Origin of the sequence: Actinacidiphila sp. DG2A-62, assembly GCF_035825295.1 — a bacterium.
Taxonomy (GTDB): domain Bacteria; phylum Actinomycetota; class Actinomycetes; order Streptomycetales; family Streptomycetaceae; genus Actinacidiphila.
Map to the genome: position 1 here is coordinate 4,405,522 of NZ_JAYMGI010000002.1, position 19,432 is coordinate 4,424,953.

Below are 19,432 nucleotides of genomic sequence, written 5' to 3' on the forward strand. Positions count from 1 at the left end.
CTCTACCTCATGACTGGGCGATGAATCCTGCGGATCGGTCGAGCTGGAAAGGAGAGCCGACCCGGGTCGGATCCCAGCCTTGATGTCGTGCCTCTCGAATGCTGGCAGCAACGTGAGCCGGACGAATGGGCTCCGTCTCGACGCCCACCCAGTTGCTGGGATGGGCCTGACCGCTGGTGACGATCAACGTCGTGCCTGGCTCGCTGCCGCTGGCCGCCTCAACAGCACAGGTCATCGGTGACCAGCAGAGTCCCTGCATGTAGGGGGGCTTCCTGCGGATCCGCCAGCGGTACTCGATCCCGTCAACGGTTATGCGCCGGGAGCCCTTCTTGTTCAGCGCCATCTTCGCCTCCTCCGCTGTTGGACTCTAGGGCCGTGCAATAGGTCCGTCTCAGCCGGAATCTTCCGGGCCGCCGGGCAGCACGCCAAAACCAGAGTGCCGTGCAGGCTGTGGTCGCCGTAGTGTCCCAGGCGAAAGGCGGTTCCAGTGGAGACCACGGTTCAGTGGATCAGGACGTCCTGGACGAAGCACTCCAGGGGCGGTGACGCTGCTGCCCGTAGGAACTCAGCGCCAACGGGGTTCCTGGTGTCACCAGTGCCGTCTTCCTTCGCCCAGGTCATCCAGATGTCCGAGCGTAACGGTTTCGAGCCGCACGAGAGTGAGAAAGACCTGCGCCAGGTCGGACTCAGCTTGCGAGACGAGGGCGATCGGCTCCGCGTGCTGGCGCGTGTGGAGCCGTTGTTCGGATTGCCGCCGCGCCCGCGGCGGCCGCCGGCGGTGCGTCTGGTCCCGGGGCAGTGGGTCCGTTGGCAGTTGAACTATCGGTTCAGTAGCGCCGCCGGAATACGGGACTGGTCGTACTGGCTCGACACGTTCAACGTTGCCTATGGGCCCGTCGACCCGAACGTCTTCCTGTCGGAGCCGACCATTCTGGTCGATGAGTGCGGGTCCTGTTCGATAGCCGACCGCCGACGATCGGCTGGTCATGGGTTCTGCGGGAGGCGGGAGGAATGCCGGTCTCGATGGTGTTGCCGCCTGGTCGGGCGCCTTCACTGTCGGTCAGCGCGTCCATCACGGCTTGTCCGGCCTTGGTGGGGCGGAGTGATCCGCCCCGACGGGGGCGGATGTAGAGCTGGACGCCCAAATCACCTTCCAGAGCAGCAAATTGGGTGTAAAGGACCGAGCGAGTTGTGCCGAGCTGGCGTGGTCACGCATGGTCGAGGACCAGGAGGTGCCCGAGTAGTGCTTCTGGCCGTCGTACCACCGGAATGTCCGCCATGGAGACGCTGTCGCTGACGTCGCGCTGCTGACGCTCTCCCACGGCTCGTCTTCGAACCCCCGGCCCGATGTACGGAAACACACCATTGCCGACTCACCTGGCACGAGCACCCCCACTCCCGCAGCATCAGGTTCGATGCGATCAAGCAGTCGGTGACAGCCTGGGACGTACGGCAGAACGTGCACCAAGACAGCTTGGAACGTCCACACGTTTGAGCGAATTCGGCCTCAAAGGTCTGGCCAATCTCACGACGATGTCGTATCCCACATCCATCCGACATCGATCGTGAGATTCCGACACGGAAAGTGAGGCCCTACATCACCGGCGTCAGGTCTGGGCCATGTCGACGAAGCGGGAGTAGTGGCCCTGGAAGGCCACGGTGATCGTGGCGGTGGGGCCGTTGCGGTGTTTGGCGACGATGAGGTCGGCCTCGCCGGCGCGGGGGACTCCTTTTCGTAGGCGTCCTCGCGGTGGAGCAGGATGACCATGTCGGCGTCCTGCTCGATGGAGCCGGACTCGCGCAGGTCGGAGACCATCGGCTTCTTGTCGGTGCGCTGCTCGGGGCCGCGGTTGAGCTGGGACAGCGCGATGACCGGGACCTCCAGCTCCTTGGCCAGGAGCTTGAGGTTGCGGGACATGTCCGAGACCTCCTGCTGACGGCTCTCGGGGCGCCGGGAGCCGCCGGACTGCATCAGCTGGAGGTAGTCGATGACCACCAGCCGCAGGTCGTTGCGCTGTTTCAGGCGGCGGCACTTGGCCCGGATCTCCATCATCGACAGGTTCGGCGAGTCGTCGATGTAGAGCGGCGCCTCCGTGACGTCGGCCATCCGCCGCGCCACCTTGGTCCAGTCGTCGTCGGTCATCGTGCCGGACCGCATGTGGTGCAGCGCCACCCGTGCCTCGGCGGACAGCAGCCGCATCGCGATCTCGTTGCGGCCCATTTCGAGGGAGAAGATGACGCTGGGCATCTTGTTGGCGATCGAGCAGGTGCGGGCGAAGTCCAGCGCGAGCGTCGACTTGCCCATCGCCGGGCGGGCCGCGATGACGATCATCTGACCGGGGTGCAGGCCGTTGGTGAGCGAGTCGAGGTCGGCGAAGCCGGTGGGGACGCCGGACATCTGGCCGCTGCGGGAGCCGATCGCCTCGATCTCGTCGAGGGCGCCCTCCATGATGTCGCCGAGCGGCAGGTAGTCCTCGGAGGTGCGCTGCTCGGTGACCGCGTAGATCTCGGCCTGCGCGTTGTTGACGATCTCGTCCACGTCGCCGTCGGCGGCGTAGCCCATCTGCGTGATGCGGGTGCCGGCCTCGACCAGGCGGCGCAGGACCGCCCGCTCGTGGACGATCTCGGCGTAGAACTCCGCGTTGGCCGCGGTGGGCACCGCGTTGACGAGGGTGTGCAGGTACGGGGTGCCGCCGACCCGGGCGATCTCGCCGCGCTTGGTCAGCTCGGCCGCGGTGGTGATGGGGTCGGCGGGCTCGCCGCGGGCGTAGAGGTCGAGGATCGCGTTGTAGATCGTCTCGTGCGCCGGGCGGTAGAAGTCGGCGCCCTTGAGCACCTCGACCACGTCGGCGATCGCGTCCTTGGACAGCAGCATGCCGCCCAGCACGGACTGCTCGGCGTCCAGGTCCTGCGGCGGGACGCGCTCGAAGCCGCCGGAGTCGGCGAAGCGGCCGGCGGAGTCGTCCTGGCCCTTCTTGCGGAAGGGGCTGACGGCGGGGCGGCCGTCCTGCGGGAGGTCGGACCAGCGGTCGTCCGCGGGCTCGGGCTGGGTCATCCCCGCCACCTCCCTCCCGTCCGGCCGGTCGAGCCGGGTCCCCGCGTGCGTGTGCCACTCTTTCACGCCGCGGCAGCAGATTATTGACCCACCCGGCTTCGCGTTCGGCGCGTCGGGGAGGCTCCACCGTAGGCCCCCCGGCCGGTCCGACCAAGACGGTTATCCACAGGGGGTGTGGACAGCGGCGGCATACCTGTGGAGAACTGCCCCCAACCTGTGTACAGCCCGGGGGACAGACCTGTGGACAACTCTGCGCCCGACCGTCGACACCCCGCCCGACCTGCGCTTTCTTCGTCCATAGCCTGTGCAGGAGAAAAACTTTTCACCGCGGCCCAAGATCGCCACAAACGACGCGGAGGAGATCACTCTGCGCAGTCACACGTAATGACTGGACTCACACTTCACCTCTTACTTGTGGACGGTTACGCTGGCACGCGTGAACCAGGTCGTCCCACCCGCCGAACCGCCGGCCGAGAGCCCGGCGAGTCCTGCGCGCAGCCCTGCGGCGAACCCCGCCGCGCGCACCGCAGGGCGCCGCACCAGGAGCCCTGCCGCGCGCACCGGCGTCCGCCGGCACGACCGGGAGATCCTGGCCCTCGCGCTGCCCGCCTTCGGCGCCCTGGTCGCCGAACCGCTCTTCGTCATGGTCGACAGCGCGGTGGTCGGCCACCTCGGCACCGCCCGGCTGGCCGGCCTCGGCGTCGCCGCCGCGCTGCTCACCACCGCGGTCAACGTCTTCGTCTTCCTCGCCTACGCCACCACCGCCGCCGTCGCCCGCCGGATCGGCGCCGGCGACCCGGCCGCGGCCCTGCGCCAGGGCATCGACGGCATCTGGCTGGCGCTGCTGCTCGGCGCGGCGGTGACCGCCGCGGTGCTGCCCGGCGCCCACGCCCTGGTGCGGCTGTTCGGCGCCTCGCCCACCGCCGCGCCGTACGCCGCCGAGTACCTGCGGATCAGCGCGCTCGGCATCCCCGCGATGCTGGTCGTCCTGGCCGCCACCGGAGTGCTGCGCGGCCTCCAGGACACCCGCACCCCGCTCTACGTGGCGGTGGCCGGCTTCTCCGCCAACGCCGGTCTCAACGCCGCGCTCGTCTACGGCGCCGGGCTCGGCATCGCCGGCTCCGCGTGGGGCACGGTCATCGCGCAGAACGGCATGGCCGCGGCGTACCTGTGGGTCGTGGTCCGCGGGGTACGCCGCCAGGCGGCGCAGGCGCAGGCGCGGGCGCGGGCGCGGGCCGAGGCCGCCGCACGGGCCGAAACTGCCGCACCCGCCGACACCGCCGCACAAGCACACGCCGACGCCGCCGCGCAGAGCGTCCGGGCCATGCTGCGCCCCGACGCCGCCGGCATCCGCGCCTGCGCCCGCGCGGGCGTCCCCCTGCTGGTCCGCACGGTCAGCCTGCGCGCCGTGCTGATGATCGCGACCGCCGTCGCGGCCCGCCTCGGCGACAGCGAGATCGCCGCCCACCAGATCACCCTCACCGTCTGGTCGCTGCTGGCCTTCGCGCTCGACGCGATCGCCATCGCCGGACAGGCGGTGATCGGACGCTACCTCGGCGCGGACGACCCGGAGGGCGCGCGGGCCGCCTGCCGCAGGATGATCCAGTGGGGCGTGGCCTGCGGCATCGTCCTGGGACTGCTGGTGGTGCTCGCCCGCCCGCTGATCGGGCCGCTGTTCAGCTCCGACCCGGAGGTGCGCCACGCGCTGTCCGCCGCGCTGCTGGTGGTCGCGCTGACCCAACCGGTGTGCGGCGTGGTCTTCGTCCTCGACGGAGTGCTGATGGGCGCGGGCGACGGGCCGTACCTCGCCTGGTCGATGCTGGTGACGCTGGCGGTCTTCGCACCCGCCGCGCTGGCCGTCCCGGCCCTCGGCGCGGGCCTGACCGCGCTGTGGGGCGCCATGGCGCTGATGATGCTGACCCGGCTGGCCGCGCTGTGGCTGCGTGCGCGGTCCGGCCGCTGGATCGTCACCGGCGCGGCGCGCTGAGACCGTCGCCCGGTACGCGCGAGGGCCGGTCGCCCCTTCCGGGTGACCGGCCCTCGATGTTCCACGTGGAACATTCCACGCACAACGGGACGCTCAGGGCGTCACGTCACACCACGTCACGCGGCGACGACCTCGACGTCGAGAACGGCCTCGACCTCGGGGTGCAGCCGCACCGACACCTTGTGCGCGCCCAGCGTCTTGATGGGCGCGGCCACCTCGACGCGGCGCTTGTCCACCGCCGGCCCGCCCGCGGACTTGATCGCCGAGGCGATGTCGGCCGGGGTGATCGACCCGAAGAGGCGGCCGGTGTCGCCGGCCCGGGTGCTCAGCTTGACCTTGACGGCCTGCAGCTGGGCCTTGACGGCGTTCGCGTCCTCCAGCGAGTGGATCTCGCGGATGCGGCGGGCGCGGCGGATCTGCTCGACGTCCTTCTCGCCACCCTTGGTCCACGCGATGGCGAAGCCCCGCGGGATCAGGTAGTTGCGGGCGTAGCCCGGCTTGACGTCGACGATGTCGCCGGCCGCGCCGAGGCCGCTGACCTCGTTGGTGAGGATGATCTTGGACATGCTTCGGTCACCCTCTCTTTAGCGCGCGGTCGAGGTGTACGGCAGCAGCGCCATCTCACGACTGTTTTTCACGGCCGTGGCGACGTCACGCTGGTGCTGGGTGCAGTTGCCGGTCACGCGGCGGGCACGGATCTTGCCGCGGTCGGAAATGAACTTCCGCAGCATGTTGGTGTCCTTGTAGTCCACGTACACGGTCTTGTCCTTGCAGAACGCGCAGACCTTCTTCTTCGGCTTGCGCGGGCGGCTTCGCCATGGTTCTTTCTCTCCTGTGCGATCAACGATCAAGAAGTGAGTGCGTCCGCCCTAGAAGGGCGGCTCGTCCGAGTAGCCGCCGCCGGAGGAGCCGGAGCCGCCGCCCCAACCGCCTCCGCCGCCCTGCCCGCCGCCGGCCGGCGCGCTGGTGGCCCAGGGGTCGTCGGCGGGAGCACCGCCGCCGCCCTGCTGGCCGCCGGAGCCGCCGCCCCAGCTGCCGCCACCGCCCTGGCCACCGCCGCCGTAGCCACCCTGCTGACCGCGGCCGCCGCCGCTGGTCTTGGTGACCTTGGCCGTGGCGCTCCGCAGGCTGGCGCCGACCTCGTCGACGTCCAGCTCGTAGACCGTCCGCTTGACGCCGTCGCGGTCCTCGTACGACCGCTGCTTCAGGCGGCCCTGGACGATGACGCGCATACCACGCTGGAGCGACTCCGCGACGTTCTCCGCCGCCTGCCGCCACACCGAGCAGGTGAGGAACAGGCTCTCGCCGTCCTTCCACTCGTTGGTCTGGCGGTCGAAGGTGCGGGGGGTGGACGCGACGCGGAACTTCGCGACCGCCGCACCGGACGGGGTGAAGCGCAGCTCGGGGTCGTCGACGAGATTGCCGACGACCGTGATGACGGTCTCGCCTGCCATTGGGATGACCTCTCGACTGGCTTTGGGCAGTGCTTGGTGACTGCTACGCGAAGTCCGGACTAGTGCAGTTCCGGACGGAGGACCTTGGTCCGCAGCACCGACTCGTTCAGGTTGAGCTGGCGGTCCAGCTCCTTGACGACATCAGGCGTGGCCTTGAGGTCGACGACCGAGTAGATGCCCTCGGGCTTCTTGTTGATCTCGTAGGCGAGACGACGACGGCCCCAGGTGTCGACCTTCTCCACGCTGCCGCCGCCGTTGCGGACGACGGACAGGAAGGACTCGATCAGCGGGGAGACAGCGCGCTCCTCGAGATCGGGGTCGAGAATGAGCATGAGCTCGTAGTGACGCATAGGGGAACCCACCTCCTTTGGACTCAGGCGGCCACGGCACTTCCGTGGCAGGAGGGTTTGTGCTTGCGTCGCAACGGTAGCGCGGGGCACCGACAAGGCGGCCCGGCAGCCTCTTCCGCTTCCTCGAAGGGGGCCGGGACCTCGGCGACACGCCCGGCAGACACCGGTGCAGACCGTACAGGCTACCCGCAACCGTCCCCCGGGTTGAAATCCGCTCCCGGATGCGCCCAATCTGTACACATCGGGTGTGACAGGCGCCACACGGCGCCACGACTCGGTCACGGAGGCATCCATGGCACAGCAGCACGCGGCACGGCCCGCACCGGCCGTCCGGACCCACCGACTGACCTTCAACACCGACGGCCGCCCCCATCCGCTGGAGAACAGCTTCGTGGCGGTCACCGCGGTCCTCGGCCTGATCGCCGTCATCACCTGCGCCTTCCACAGCCTGCACGTGCTCACCACGTGGACGGGCCTGGCGGGACTGCTCACCGGCGCCTACGGCCAGTTCATCTCGGCGACCACCGCCGAGCGCTACGTGCTGATCGTGAGCCTGGGCATGGCCGGCCTCGGCTTCTACCTGGGGATGGCGCACGGCGGCCTGTGGTGACCTCCCCGCGCCCCGGCGCGGCCGGCGCACCCCCGCGCCGGGGCCACCACGCGCGGCCGCGGTACTAGCGGCGCCGCTCCCCGTGCACAGTAGGCTTCGGGCCAGAAAAACCCGCAGCCGTGAGCACGTGAGCACCGAGAATCTTGAGCAAGGGGAGCGCGCCGGCATGAGCCTGACCCTGAGGACCATCAGCCGCGAGCAGCACCTGGCGTACATCCAGAGTCTGCCCGCGGCGAGCCACTGCCAGGTCCCGGCATGGGCTGATGTGAAGAACGAGTGGCGCTCGGAGAGCCTGGGCTGGTTCGAGGCGAAGAGCGGCCGGATGGTCGGCGCCGGCCTGGTGCTGTACCGCCAGCTGCCCAAGGTCAAGCGCTACCTGGCCTACCTGCCCGAGGGCCCGGTGATCAACTGGTACGCGCCCAACCTCGACGAGTGGCTGCAGCCGATGCTCGACCACCTGAAGAGGCAGGGCGCCTTCAGCGTCAAGATGGGTCCGCCGGTGATCATCCGCAGGTGGGACGCCACCGCGGTCAAGGCCGGCATCGCCGACCCGGACGTCAAGCGGCTGCGCGACGTCGAGGCCACCTTCATCGAGCCGCGCGCCTTCGAGGTCGCCGACCGGCTGCGCCGGATGGGCTGGCAGCAGGGCGAGGACGGCGGCGCCGGCTTCGGCGACGTGCAGCCGCGCTACGTCTACCAGGTGCCGCTGGAGAACCGCTCGCTGGACGACATCCTGAAGAACTTCAACCAGCTGTGGCGCCGCAACATCAAGAAGGCCGAGAAGGCCGGCGTCGAGGTGGTCCCGGGCGGCTACGACGACCTGCCGGAGTGGCAGCGGCTCTACGAGATCACCGCCGAGCGCGACCACTTCCGGCCGCGCCCGCTGTCGTACTTCCAGCGCATGTGGAAGGCGCTGAACACCGAGGACCCCAACCGGATGCGGCTGTACCTGGCGGTGCACGAGGGCGAGGCGGTGGCCGCGGCCACCATGCTCACCGTCGGCCGGCACGTCTGGTACTCCTACGGCGCCTCCGCCAACCACAAGCGCGAGGTACGGCCGTCCAACGCGATGCAGTGGCGGATGCTGCGCGACGCGTACGCCATGGGCGCGAGCGTCTACGACCTGCGCGGCATCAGCGACTCGCTGGACGAGACCGACCACCTGTTCGGCCTGATCCAGTTCAAGGTGGGCACGGGCGGCCAGGCTGCCGAATACTTGGGCGAGTGGGATTTCCCGCTGAACAAGCTGCTGCACAAGGCGCTCGACATCTACATGTCGCGCCGCTGAGCGGCTCCCCGCGGCCACGTCCGGCCGATGACGCACGAGGAAGGTCCCGAGCAGGCCATGGCGCTCACCCTGTATGTCGACACCGCGCGCTGGCGCGCCCACCAGCAGTCCGTGGTGGACCAGTTCCCCGGTCTCGTGCCGGTGTGCAAGGGCAACGGCTACGGCTTCGGCCATGACCGGCTGGCCGACGAAGCCACCCGGCTGCGCTCCGACATGCTCGCGGTCGGCACGACGTACGAGGCGGCCAGGATCAAGGACGTCTTCGGCGGCGACCTGCTGGTGCTGACCCCGTACCGGCTGGGCGAGGAGCCGGTGCCGCTGCCGGACCGGGCGATCCGCTCGGTGTCCTCGGTGGAGGGCGTGCGCGGGCTGGTCGGGGCGCGGGTGGTCATCGAGGTGATGAGCTCGATGCGCCGGCACGGCGTCGCCGAGGACGACCTGGGGAAGCTGCACACCGCGATCGACGACGTCCGCCTGGAGGGCTTCGCCATCCACCTGCCGCTCGACCGCACCGACGGCACCGACGCGGTGGAGGAGGTCTTCGCCTGGATGGAGCGGCTGCGGGCGGCCCGGCTGCCGCTGCACACGATGTTCGTCAGCCATCTGAAGGCCACCGAACAGGCCGCGCTGCAGCAGCAGTTCCCGCAGACCCGGTTCCGCGCCCGGATCGGCACCCGGCTGTGGCTCGGCGACCACGACGCGACGGAGTACCGCGGCGCGGTGCTGGACGTGACGCGGATCGCGAAGGGCGAGCGGTACGGCTACCGGCAGGAGAAGGCGGCGGCCGACGGGCACCTGGTGGTCGTGGCGGGCGGCACCTCGCACGGGGTGGGCCTGGAGGCGCCCAAGGCGCTGCACGGCCTGATGCCCCGGGCCAAGGGCGTCGCGCGGGCGGGTCTGGCCACGGTCAACAGGAACCTGTCGCCGTTCGTGTGGGCGGGCAAGCAGCGCTGGTTCGCCGAGCCGCCGCACATGCAGGTGTCGATCCTCTTCCTGCCCGGCGACGTGGCGCCGCCGGCGGTCGGCGACGAGCTGGTGGCCCATCTGCGGCACACCACCACGACGTTCGACCGCATGGTGGACCGGCAGCCCGCGTAGGCGCCCGGGGCGCGCACCGAAGGCGCGGCGCCTACCGCGTCGGAACCTGTGCCTCCGCGGCGTGCCGGGGGCGGTGCGGCTCGGGGCCGAGGACGAAGACGTCGTCCGCGCCGTCCAGCACACCGCCCGCCGGGTCGTCCTCGCCGCCCTGCCGCAGCACGTCGTACTGCGGCAGCAGGATGTCGCGGACCACGACCGCGCACAGGTAGAGCAGCCCGGCCAGGTGGACGGCGATGGCCAGCTGGTAGGCGTCGGCGGTCAGGCCGTGGTGCTTGGTGCCGGTGACGTACGCCAGCCGGTACCAGATGCCGAGGAAGTACAGCACCTCCGCGCCCTGCCAGATCAGCAGGTCCCGCCAGCGCGGCCGGGCCATCACGGCCAGCGGCAGCAGCCACAGCACGTACTGCGGCGAGTAGACCTTGTTGCTCAGCACCAGCGCCGCGACCGCGAGGAAGGCGAGCTGCCCGACCCGCGGCCGGCGCGGCGCGTACAGCGCCAGCCCCGCCGCCGCCACGAACAGCAGCATCATCAGCGCGGTGCCGAAGGCGTTGAGGGAGTCGACGCTGAAGGCGTGGTCGGTGCGCTCGCTGATCACCAGCCACAGCGAGCCGTAGTCGGTGGGCCGGTTGCGGCTGAAGACGTAGAACTGCTCCCAGCCGGGCCTGGCCCAGATGAGCAGCGGCAGGTTGACCACCAGCCAGGCGCCGGCCGCGGCGCCGAGCGTGACGGCGTAGGCCCGCAGGCCAGGCCCGCAGGCAGAGAACGAACAGCGCCGCGAGCAGCAGCACCGGGTACAGCTTGGCCGCGGTGGCCAGTCCGATCAGCACACCGGCCCAGCCGGTCCGGCCGCGCGACCACAGCATCAGCCCGGCCGCGGCGAGCGCCACCGCGAACAGGTCCCAGTTGACGGTGGCGGTCAGCGCCAGCGCCGGGGAGAGCGCGACGAGCAGCCCGTCCCACGGGCGCCGCCGGGTGGTCCTGGCCACGCAGACCACCAGCACGACCGCGCAGACCATCAGCATGCCGGAGTTGACCAGCCAGTACATCTGCGCGCTGTGCTGCGCCGAGCCGTGCGGGGTCAGCCAGGACGCGACCTCCATGAAGAGCCCGGTGAGCACCGGGTACTCCAGGTAGTGGATGTCGGCCGCGCCGCTGGTGGTGTACGGGATCTTGTCGAAGTACGGCACCAGGTCGGAGGCGAAGCCGCGCTGGGCGTACAGGTGCGGGATGTCGGAGTAGCAGGCGTGGATGTACTGCGGGTCGCCGCTGGCGAACCAGGCCCCGGAGTAGCAGGACGCCTTCTGCACCATGCCGAGCGCGAACATCCCGATGACGACCAGCGCCGCCACCCGCAGCGGGTTCCACCACGGGTGTCCGGTGACGGCGGCCCACCGGCCGGCCGGGCCGCCGATCAGCTCACTGCCCGAGGCGGCCAGCGGGTCCTCGTCCGTGGGGCGGACGGGGGACTCCCGCCGGTCGTCCTCTTCGCGGTCGCGCACGCTCGTCATGGGCGCCATCCTGCCGTACGCCGGGGCCCGGTGGGCCCCGGCGTGCCTCAGCCGCCGCCGAAGCCCGAGTTGTTCGGGCCGCCGCCGCCGTTTCCGTTGCCGCTCCCCGGTGGCGTGGCCGTGTCGGTCGGGGTGTCGCTCGGCGACGGCGACGAGTTGCAGCTGCGGTCCCACGGGAAGCACGGCGTGGTGGGCGTGTCGGTCGGCGTCGAGGGAGTGGTGGGCGGCGTCCACGTCGGGGTGGTCGGCGGCGTGGTGATCGTCGCCGGCGGCGTGGTCGTCATGGTCGGGGTCGGCGTGGTGTCGGTCGGTGTGGGCTTCGGGCTCGGCTTGCCGATGACCTCGCCGACCTTCTCCGTGGGCTTGGTGAACTGCTGCTGCGGCGAGTCCCCGAGCGCCGCGTTCATGTAGTCCTTCCAGATCTGCGCGGGGAAGGAATTACCGTGGATCGTCTCGTGGCCGCCGGTCCCGTACATCGACAGGAACGGGTTGTTGAGCGCCTTCCCGGTCTTGGGGTCGGTGTGCGTCTGGTCGTCGCGGCGGAACATCACCACGGTGGTGGACAGCTCCGGGGTGTAGCCGTCGAACCAGGCCGACTTGTTGTCGTCGGTGGTACCGGTCTTGCCGGCGGCGGGGCGGCCGTGCGCGAGCTGCGCGGTGGTACCGGTGCCCTCCTTGATCACGTCGGTCAGCATGCCGGTGATGGTGTCGGCCACGTTGGCGTCGAAGACGACCTTGGTCTTCATGTGCTGGCTGTGGTTGTAGATCTCGTCGCCCTGGTGCTTGACCGACTTCACCGAGAACGGCTCGTTCTTCTGCCCGTGGTTGTCGAAGGTGCTGTACGCCGTGGCCATCCGGATCGCGCTGGGCGAGGACGTGCCGATGGAGTACGTGACGCTGTTCTGGTAGTCGTTCAGCGCGTTGCTGGAGGTGGGGACCAGGCCGGCGGCGAGCGCCGCGTCGTGCACCAGATTGGTGCCCACGTCCTCGCCGAGCTGGACGAAGGGGGCGTTCAGCGACAGGTCCAGCGCCTTGCGCAGGGTGACGTGCGGGTAGCTGTCGCCGTCGTCGTTGGGCTGGAACCACGGGCTGCCGTCGTTGTTGTACCAGGGCTTGCCGTCGTAGCTCATGATCTGCTGCTTGTTCTTGCCGCTGAACACGCTGTCCGGCGAGACCTTGGTGCGGGTGTCGTCGCCCTGGACGGGACCGAGCTTGGGGTCGCGCACACCGTGCGTCATCGCGGCGGCGAGCACGAACGGCTTGAAGGTCGACCCGACCTGGGCGCCGGTCTCGTCGGCGTTGTTGGTGAAGTGCTTGGTGTAGTCGGTGCCGCCGTACAGCGCCAGGATCGCACCGGACTTCGGGTCCACCGAGGCCCCGCCGAACTGGACGTACTTGTCCTTGTCCGGGTCCTTCTTGTCGCTCTTGACGATGTGCGTGCCGGGCTTGATGTTCTCGCTCTGCACCTTCTTGACCGCGGCTTCCAGGTAGCCGACCTTCGACTTCTGGAAGGTGGTGAAGATCTGGTAGCCGCCCTGGGTGAGCTGGTCGACGGTGAGGACGTGGTTGTTGATCAGGTAGTTCTTGGCGGTCTCCACCAGGTAGCCGATCTGGCCGGCCATCTGGGCGTTCTTCACCACCGGCTTCGGCATCGGGTAGGTGGTGTACTTCGCGCGCTCGGCGGCGCTGAGCTTCCCGTCCTGGACCTCCTGGTCGAGGATCCAGCTCCAGCGCTCCTTGGAGTTCCTCAGGTTGGCCGCGGGGGTGGCCGCCGGGTCGATGTCGGTGTTGCCGGCCGGGTCGAAGTACGTGGGGCCCTTGAGCAGCGCGGCCAGCATGGCGGACTGGCTCGGGTTGAGGTTCTTGGCGTCGATGCCGTAGTAGGTGCGGGCGGCGGCCTGGATGCCGTAGGCGCCGCGGCCGAAGTACGAGGTGTTCAGGTAGCCGGCCATGATGTCCGTCTTCTTCAGGGTCGCGCCGACCTTGATGGAGATGAACAGCTCCTTGAACTTCCGGCTGAAGGTCTGCTGCTGGCTGAGCCGGGTGTTCTTCACGTACTGCTGGGTGATGGTCGAGCCGCCCTGGGTCTCGCCGCCCCTGGCCATGTTGTAGACGGCGCGGGTGATGCCCATCGGGTCGACGCCGCGGTCGGTCCAGAACGTCTTGTTCTCCGCGGAGACCACGGCGTTCTGCATGCTCTTGGGGATCTCGTCGATCTTGATGATCTGGCGGTTGACCTCGCCGCCGGTGGCGATCATCTGGCTGCCGTCGGCCCAGTAGTAGACGTTGTTCTGGGCGGTGGCCGCGAGGTTGACGTTGGGCACGCTGACCGTCGCGTAGGCGACGCCGATCACGCCGATGAGGGTGCCGAAGAAGCCGACGGCCATCGCCGTCACCTGGCGCCAGGACGGCATCCAGCGGCGCCAGCCCTCCTTGCCGAAGCGCGGGTAGTCGATGAAGCGCTTCTTGGCGGGGCGGCGGGCGGCGGTACGGCCGCGGCCGGGCCCGGCCGAGCCCGGACCCGCGGGGCCTCCCGGCCCGCCGCTGCCGCCGGGGCCGCCGCGCCGGCGGGCGCCGCGGCCCTGCGCGGCGCGCCGTGCGGCGGCGCGGCCCTGGTACGGCTCGCCGCCCGAGGGCGATCCGGCGGCCGAGCCGGCCGCGGGACCCGCCGCGGGCCCGCCCGCCGGAGTGCCCAGGGGCGTCGTTCCGTCGGTCCCGGCCGAACCGCCGGGACGGGACGGAGGGGGTGTCGGCTGCTGTCCCGCGCGCCGGGCGGCAGCACGGCCGCCGGGCGGCGGCGACTGCGGCGGCTTACGACGGTGCTCGCTCATGAACAGCTACTCCTCGACAGGCGGGATCGCCTGCAGGCATCGATGACGTTCTGGTCGGTCCCCCTGCGCGCGACCGGATCGAGTCGCACCGCACCGTGGATCAAGACGCTCGCCGGCGTCGCTGGGTTCCCGGTGCTCCGCATGGCGAACAGAGTACGCAGGGTCAAAAGAAGGGGGACCGGCCGCTTCACCGCATAACGGGCGCCACCGGGCCCACAGGTTCGCCGATGTGACACCGGTCACCACAGCGCGCCTTGCGTGATGTGTCGGGCCGTTCTATCGTCGCGATGTATCGACTCGATACATCGGGTCGAGACAGTCGGGAACGAACATGCTGAACACGGTAGCCGCGCCCCCGGACGGCCGGCGGCGGACCGCCCGATACGCGGACGAGGGGACGAGGGATTGAGCAAGCGCTCCGGAATCCTCGAATTCGCGGTTCTCGGTCTGCTGCGCGAGTCCCCGATGCACGGCTACGAGCTGCGCAAGCGGCTCAACACCTCGCTCGGGGTGTTCCGCGCCTTCAGTTACGGGACGCTCTATCCCTGCCTGAAGACGCTGGTCGCCCAGGGGTGGCTGGTCGAGGAGTCGGCTCCGGACGGCGACACGCCGGCCGCGCCGCTCGCCGGCCGGCGGGCGAAGATCGTCTACCGGCTGACGGCCGCGGGCAAGGAGCACTTCGAGGAGCTGCTCGCCAACTCCGGCCCGGACGCCTGGGAGGACGAGCACTTCGCCGCTCGTTTCGCCTTCTTCGGCCAGACGTCGAAGGACGTCAGGATGCGGGTGCTCGAAGGGCGGCGCAGTCGCCTGGAGGAGCGCCTGGAGAAGATGCGCGCCTCGCTCGCGCGCACCCGTGAACGGCTCGACGACTACACCCTCGAGCTGCAGCGGCACGGCATGGAATCGGTGGAACGCGAGGTCCGGTGGCTCAACGAGCTGATCGAGACCGAGCGGGCCGGACGCGTGGTGCGCCCGACCGCCGAGCGGGACGACAACGACAACAACCAAGAGAACGGCGGCCGACCCGGGGACCGGGGAACCGCGTGACGATTTCACAAGGAGCAACCGGTATGGGTTCGGTTCGCGTAGCCATCGTTGGCGTAGGCAACTGCGCCACGTCGCTGGTGCAGGGTGTCGAGTACTACAAGGACGCCGACCCGGACAGCAGGGTGCCTGGTCTCATGCACGTGCAGTTCGGCGACTACCACGTGCGTGACGTCGAGTTCGTGGCCGCCTTCGATGTCGACGCGAAGAAGGTCGGTCTCGACCTCGCGGACGCCATCGGTGCGAGCGAGAACAACACCATCAAGATCACCGACGTGCCGCAGACCGGTGTGACCGTGCAGCGCGGCCACACCCTGGACGGCCTCGGCAAGTACTACCGCGAGACCATCGAGGAGTCCGACGAGGCCCCGGTCGACGTCGTCCAGGTGCTCAAGGACCGCGAGGTCGACGTCCTGGTCTGCTACCTGCCGGTCGGCTCCGAGGACGCGGCGAAGTTCTACGCCCAGTGCGCCATCGACGCCAAGGTCGCCTTCGTCAACGCGCTGCCGGTCTTCATCGCCGGCACGAAGGAGTGGGCGGACAAGTTCACCGAGGCGGGTGTGCCGATCGTCGGCGACGACATCAAGTCGCAGGTGGGCGCGACCATCACGCACCGCGTGCTGGCCAAGCTCTTCGAGGACCGCGGCGTGGTCCTGGAGCGCACCATGCAGCTGAACGTCGGCGGCAACATGGACTTCAAGAACATGCTGGAGCGCGAGCGCCTGGAGTCCAAGAAGATCTCCAAGACGCAGGCCGTCACCTCGCAGATCCCGGACCGCGACCTGGGCGCCAAGAACGTCCACATCGGCCCCTCGGACTACGTGCAGTGGCTGGACGACCGCAAGTGGGCGTACGTCCGCCTGGAGGGCCGCGCGTTCGGCGACGTCCCGCTGAACCTGGAGTACAAGCTGGAGGTCTGGGACTCCCCGAACTCCGCGGGCGTGATCATCGACGCGCTGCGTGCGGCGAAGATCGCCAAGGACCGCGGCATCGGCGGCCCGATCCTGTCGGCGTCCTCCTACTTCATGAAGTCCCCGCCGGTGCAGTACTTCGACGACGAGGCCCGCGAGAACGTCGAGAAGTTCATCCGCGGCGACGTCGAGCGCTGAGGCGTACGGGGCTGACCGCCGGGCGCTGAGCCTGTCGGTCGCCGAGCCCACCGGGCGCACAGCCCGACGAACGCGCGTGCCGAGGCCCCGGGTCGTGTGCCCGGGGCCTCGGCATGCCGTGTGAAGGTGTGTCCATGGCTGTTCTCCGTGACCTGCGCGCACTGCTGCGGCTGCCGGACTTCCGGCGGCTGCTCGCGGTGCGCCTGCTGTCGCAACTGTCCGACGGCGTCTTCCAGGTCGCGCTCGCCGCCTACGTGGTGTTCTCGCCCGAGAAGCAGACCTCGCCCGGCGCGGTGGCCTCGGCCATGGCCGTGCTGCTGCTGCCGTACTCGCTGCTCGGGCCGTTCAGCGGAGTGCTGCTCGACCGCTGGCGCCGCCGGCAGGTGCTGCTCTACTGCAACCTGCTGCGCGCCGGGCTGTCGTGCGGCACCGCGGTGCTGGTCCTGCTGCACGTGCCGGACTGGCTGTTCTACCTCTCCGCCCTGTCGGTGACCGCCGTGAACCGCTTCGTGCTGGCGGGGCTGTCCGCCGCGCTGCCGCGGGTGGTCGACGGCGACCGGCTCGTCACGGCGAACTCCCTGTCGCCGACCGCCGGCACGCTCGCCGCGACCGCGGGCGGCGGCGCGGCCTTCGTGGTCCACCTCTTCCTCTCCGCCGGTGCGGGCGCCGACGCCGCCACGGTGCTGCTGGCCGCGCTGCTGTACGCCGCGGCGGGCGCGTCCGCGCTGACGCTCGGGCGCGATCTGCTCGGGCCGGACCTGGACGGGCGGGGCCCTCGGCTGGGCGCCGCCGTCGCGTCCACCGCGCGCGGGCTGCGCGAGGGGCTGGCGCACCTACGGGAACGCCCGCCGGCACGACAGGCGCTGACCGCCGTGACCGTGATGCGGTTCTGCTACGGCGCCCTCACCGTGATGCTGCTGATGCTCTGCCGCTACGCCTGGTCGGACCCGGGCGACGACGACCACGGGCTGGCGCTGCTGGGCCTGGCGGTGGGCATCTCCGCGGCCGGCTTCTTCGCCGCGGCCGTCGTCACCCCGTGGGCGAGCGCCCGCTTCGGCCGCTCGGGCTGGATCGCGCTGTGCTCGGCGGCCTCGGCGCTGCTGCTCCCGCCGCTGGCGCTGCCCTTCGACACCGCGCCGCTGATGCTCGCCGCCTTCGCGCTCGGCGTCACCACCCAGGGCGCCAAGATCGCCACCGACACGGTGGTCCAGACGGCCGTCGACGACGCCTACCGGGGCCGGGTCTTCTCCCTCTACGACATGGCCTTCAACGTCGCCTTCGTCGGAGCGGCGGCGGTCGCGGCGCTCGTCCTCCCGGCGGACGGCCGCTCGACGGGGCTCGTGGTCGCCCTCGCGCTGGTCTACGCGGCGGTCACCGCGGGGCTGCTGCGGACCGGTCAGGTGGCGACCGACCGCGCGCACGCGGACCGGGCGCTGCTGTAGGGCGCGACCGGGTGCGAGTTCACCGGGTGCGAGGTCGCCGGGTGCGATGTTCCACGTGGAACATCGCACCCCTCGCCGTCCGCTCGGCGGCGATGTTTCACGTGGAACATCGCACCCGCGTCAGGAGGACTGGGCCGCCCACCACTGCTTGAGGGCCTCCACGGCGGCTTCCTCGCCCAGCGGTCCGTGTTCGAGGCGCAGCTCCAGCAGGTGCTGGTAGGCGCGGCCGACGACCGGGCCGGGCGGGACGCCGAGGATCTGCATGATGCGGTTGCCGTCCAGGTCGGGCCGGATCGCGTCCAGCTCCTCCTGCTCCTTCAGCTCGGCGATCCGCGCTTCCAGGCTGTCGTACGTCCGCGACAGGGCGGCGGCCTTCTTCTTGTTGCGGGTCGTGCAGTCGGAGCGGGTGAGCTTGTGCAGCCGCTCCAGCAGCGGACCGGCGTCGCGGACGTAGCGGCGTACCGCGGAGTCCGTCCACTCCCCGGTGCCGTAACCGTGGAACCGCAGGTGCAGCTCGACCAGCCGGGAGACGTCCTTGACCTGCTCGTTGGGGTACTTCAGCCGGGTCATCCTGGCCTTGGTCAGCTTGGCGCCCACCATCTCGTGGTGGTGGAAGGAGACCCGGCCGTCCGGTTCGAAGCGGCGGGTCTTCGGCTTGCCGATGTCGTGCAGCAGCGCCGCGAGCCGCAGCACCAGGTCCGGGCCGTCGGTCTCCAGGTCGATGGCCTGCTCCAGCACGGTCAGCGTGTGCTCGTAGACGTCCTTGTGCCGGAAGTGCTCGTCGCGTTCCAGCCGCAGCGCGGACAGCTCGGGCAGCACCCGGTCGGCGAGCCCGGTGTCCACCAGCAGCCGCAGACCCTTGCGCGGGTGCTCCGACAGGATGAGCTTGTTCAGCTCGTCCCTGATCCGCTCGGCGGAGACGATCTCGATCCGGTCGGCCATCGCCGTCATGGCCGCGACCACCTCGGGGGCGACCTCGAAGTCCAGCTGCGCGGCGAACCGGGCGGCGCGCAGCATCCGCAGCGGGTCGTCGGAGAAGGACGACTCGGGGGTCCCCGGGGTACGCAGGGTGCGGGCGGCCAGGTCGTCCAGGCCGCCGTACGGGTCGACGAAGTCGGTGCCCGGCAGCGAGACGGCCATCGCGTTCACGGTGAAGTCGCGCCGGACCAGGTCCTCGTCGATGGTGTCGCCGTAGGACACCTCGGGCTTGCGGGAGGTGCGGTCGTACGCCTCGGAGCGGTAGGTGGTGACCTCCACCTGGTAGCCGTCCTTCTTGCCGCCGACGGTGCCGAAGGCGATGCCGACCTCCCACACCGCGTCCGCCCACGGCCGCAGGATCTTCAGGACCTGCTCCGGGCGGGCGTCGGTGGTGAAGTCCAGGTCGTTGCCCAGGCGTCCCAGCAGTGTGTCCCTGACCGAGCCCCCGACGAGGGCGAGCTGGAATCCCGCGTCGCGGAAACGGCGGCCGAGGTCCTCGGCGACCGGTGCGATCCGGTGACGGGCCTGCGGGTTCTGGGGGGCATGGCTGGCGTTCGGCACAACGTCAAAGGGTACGGGTCCGCGGGCACCCCCCGCGCCCCGGTTTCTCCCGCCCGGCAGCACTCGGACACAGTGCGGATCGTTACCATGCCAGCACGCACTTCCGATGAACGACCG

General features: G+C 70.3%; 14 protein-coding genes and 4 pseudogenes. 8 read left to right on the forward strand and 10 right to left on the reverse strand.

What is annotated here, in order from left to right:
- Positions 1-7: 7 nt before the first annotated feature.
- Positions 8-343 (reverse strand): hypothetical protein, encoded by a 336-nt coding sequence (locus VSR01_RS19690; RefSeq protein ID WP_326450511.1) that lies wholly within the window; start codon positions 341-343, stop codon positions 8-10.
- 144 nt (positions 344-487) lie between these two features.
- Here VSR01_RS19690 and VSR01_RS19695 point away from each other — a divergent pair.
- Positions 488-949: pseudogene (locus VSR01_RS19695) on the forward strand (hypothetical protein); the annotation flags it as partial.
- On the opposite strand, the gene VSR01_RS37860 reads toward VSR01_RS19695, so the two are convergent.
- Together VSR01_RS37860 and dnaB are read right to left on the reverse strand one after the other, a co-directional pair.
- Entirely contained in the window at positions 876-1,157 is a 282-nt protein-coding gene (locus tag VSR01_RS37860) for a hypothetical protein (RefSeq protein ID WP_442785688.1), read from the reverse strand. The pseudogene VSR01_RS19695 and the gene VSR01_RS37860 overlap by 74 nt on opposite strands.
- Positions 1,158-1,607: 450 nt before the next feature.
- Positions 1,608-3,055 (reverse strand): annotated as a pseudogene (dnaB, locus tag VSR01_RS19700) (replicative DNA helicase).
- A gap of 586 nt (positions 3,056-3,641) precedes the next feature.
- Here dnaB and VSR01_RS19705 point away from each other — a divergent pair.
- Positions 3,642-5,042: an MATE family efflux transporter gene (locus VSR01_RS19705; protein WP_326453721.1), complete on the forward strand. Its 1,401-nt coding sequence runs from the start codon at positions 3,642-3,644 to the stop codon at positions 5,040-5,042.
- A gap of 116 nt (positions 5,043-5,158) precedes the next feature.
- Here the strand turns inward: VSR01_RS19705 and rplI are convergent, their stop codons facing one another.
- The 4 genes and pseudogenes from rplI to rpsF form a co-directional block, all read right to left on the reverse strand.
- On the reverse strand, positions 5,159-5,608 hold the full coding sequence (rplI, locus tag VSR01_RS19710) for a 50S ribosomal protein L9 (RefSeq protein ID WP_326450512.1): 450 nt from the start codon (positions 5,606-5,608) through the stop codon (positions 5,159-5,161).
- Positions 5,609-5,626: 18 nt separating this feature from the next.
- Positions 5,627-5,861 (reverse strand): annotated as a pseudogene (gene rpsR, locus VSR01_RS19715) (30S ribosomal protein S18).
- Positions 5,862-5,911: 50 nt separating this feature from the next.
- The gene (locus VSR01_RS19720; RefSeq protein ID WP_326450513.1) at positions 5,912-6,496 is read right to left on the reverse strand and encodes a single-stranded DNA-binding protein; all 585 of its coding nucleotides are present in this window, start codon (positions 6,494-6,496) and stop codon (positions 5,912-5,914) included.
- Positions 6,497-6,555: 59 nt separating this feature from the next.
- Positions 6,556-6,846, reverse strand: coding sequence for a 30S ribosomal protein S6 (gene rpsF, locus VSR01_RS19725; protein ID WP_205357828.1), 291 nt, complete (start codon positions 6,844-6,846; stop codon positions 6,556-6,558).
- Positions 6,847-7,138: 292 nt separating this feature from the next.
- On the opposite strand from rpsF, the gene VSR01_RS19730 reads away from it, so the two are divergent.
- The 3 genes from VSR01_RS19730 to VSR01_RS19740 all read left to right on the forward strand — a co-directional run bounded on the left by VSR01_RS19730 (position 7,139) and on the right by VSR01_RS19740 (position 9,842).
- Positions 7,139-7,456 carry a hypothetical protein gene (locus VSR01_RS19730; protein ID WP_326450514.1) on the forward strand — a complete coding sequence of 106 codons (318 nt, stop codon included), beginning with the start codon at positions 7,139-7,141 and terminating at the stop codon, positions 7,454-7,456.
- Between the two features lie 166 nt (positions 7,457-7,622).
- Positions 7,623-8,744, forward strand: coding sequence for a lipid II:glycine glycyltransferase FemX (locus tag VSR01_RS19735; RefSeq protein WP_326450515.1), 1,122 nt, complete (start codon positions 7,623-7,625; stop codon positions 8,742-8,744).
- 57 nt (positions 8,745-8,801) lie between these two features.
- Positions 8,802-9,842 carry an alanine racemase gene (locus tag VSR01_RS19740; RefSeq protein ID WP_326453722.1) on the forward strand — a complete coding sequence of 347 codons (1,041 nt, stop codon included), beginning with the start codon at positions 8,802-8,804 and terminating at the stop codon, positions 9,840-9,842.
- Between the two features lie 31 nt (positions 9,843-9,873).
- On the opposite strand, the pseudogene VSR01_RS19745 reads toward VSR01_RS19740, so the two are convergent.
- Positions 9,874-11,350, reverse strand: a pseudogene (locus VSR01_RS19745) (glycosyltransferase family 87 protein).
- Between the two features lie 47 nt (positions 11,351-11,397).
- Positions 11,398-14,181 carry a transglycosylase domain-containing protein gene (locus tag VSR01_RS19750; RefSeq protein ID WP_326450516.1) on the reverse strand — a complete coding sequence of 928 codons (2,784 nt, stop codon included), beginning with the start codon at positions 14,179-14,181 and terminating at the stop codon, positions 11,398-11,400.
- 405 nt (positions 14,182-14,586) lie between these two features.
- On the opposite strand from VSR01_RS19750, the gene VSR01_RS19755 reads away from it, so the two are divergent.
- From VSR01_RS19755 to VSR01_RS19765, 3 genes are all read left to right on the forward strand, one after another.
- Positions 14,587-15,228, forward strand: coding sequence for a PadR family transcriptional regulator (locus VSR01_RS19755; protein WP_326450517.1), 642 nt, complete (start codon positions 14,587-14,589; stop codon positions 15,226-15,228).
- Between the two features lie 23 nt (positions 15,229-15,251).
- On the forward strand, positions 15,252-16,334 hold the full coding sequence (locus tag VSR01_RS19760; RefSeq protein ID WP_326450518.1) for an inositol-3-phosphate synthase: 1,083 nt from the start codon (positions 15,252-15,254) through the stop codon (positions 16,332-16,334).
- 134 nt (positions 16,335-16,468) lie between these two features.
- A complete protein-coding gene (locus VSR01_RS19765) occupies positions 16,469-17,776 on the forward strand; it encodes an MFS transporter (protein ID WP_326450519.1) in 1,308 nt (435 codons plus the stop codon).
- A gap of 120 nt (positions 17,777-17,896) precedes the next feature.
- On the opposite strand, the gene VSR01_RS19770 is transcribed toward VSR01_RS19765, so the two are convergent.
- On the reverse strand, positions 17,897-19,315 hold the full coding sequence (locus tag VSR01_RS19770) for a CCA tRNA nucleotidyltransferase (protein ID WP_326450520.1): 1,419 nt from the start codon (positions 19,313-19,315) through the stop codon (positions 17,897-17,899).
- Positions 19,316-19,432: the final 117 nt, after the last annotated feature.

Coding starts and splice junctions, on each gene's coding strand:
- VSR01_RS19690 (WP_326450511.1), bottom strand. CDS start 343: ATGGCGCTGAACAAGAAGGGCTCCCGGCGCATAACCGTTGACGGGATC.
- rplI (WP_326450512.1), bottom strand. CDS start 5,608: ATGTCCAAGATCATCCTCACCAACGAGGTCAGCGGCCTCGGCGCGGCC.
- VSR01_RS19720 (WP_326450513.1), bottom strand. CDS start 6,496: ATGGCAGGCGAGACCGTCATCACGGTCGTCGGCAATCTCGTCGACGAC.
- rpsF (WP_205357828.1), bottom strand. CDS start 6,846: ATGCGTCACTACGAGCTCATGCTCATTCTCGACCCCGATCTCGAGGAG.
- VSR01_RS19730 (WP_326450514.1), top strand. CDS start 7,139: ATGGCACAGCAGCACGCGGCACGGCCCGCACCGGCCGTCCGGACCCAC.
- VSR01_RS19735 (WP_326450515.1), top strand. CDS start 7,623: ATGAGCCTGACCCTGAGGACCATCAGCCGCGAGCAGCACCTGGCGTAC.
- VSR01_RS19740 (WP_326453722.1), top strand. CDS start 8,802: ATGGCGCTCACCCTGTATGTCGACACCGCGCGCTGGCGCGCCCACCAG.
- VSR01_RS19750 (WP_326450516.1), bottom strand. CDS start 14,181: ATGAGCGAGCACCGTCGTAAGCCGCCGCAGTCGCCGCCGCCCGGCGGC.
- VSR01_RS19760 (WP_326450518.1), top strand. CDS start 15,252: ATGGGTTCGGTTCGCGTAGCCATCGTTGGCGTAGGCAACTGCGCCACG.
- VSR01_RS19765 (WP_326450519.1), top strand. CDS start 16,469: ATGGCTGTTCTCCGTGACCTGCGCGCACTGCTGCGGCTGCCGGACTTC.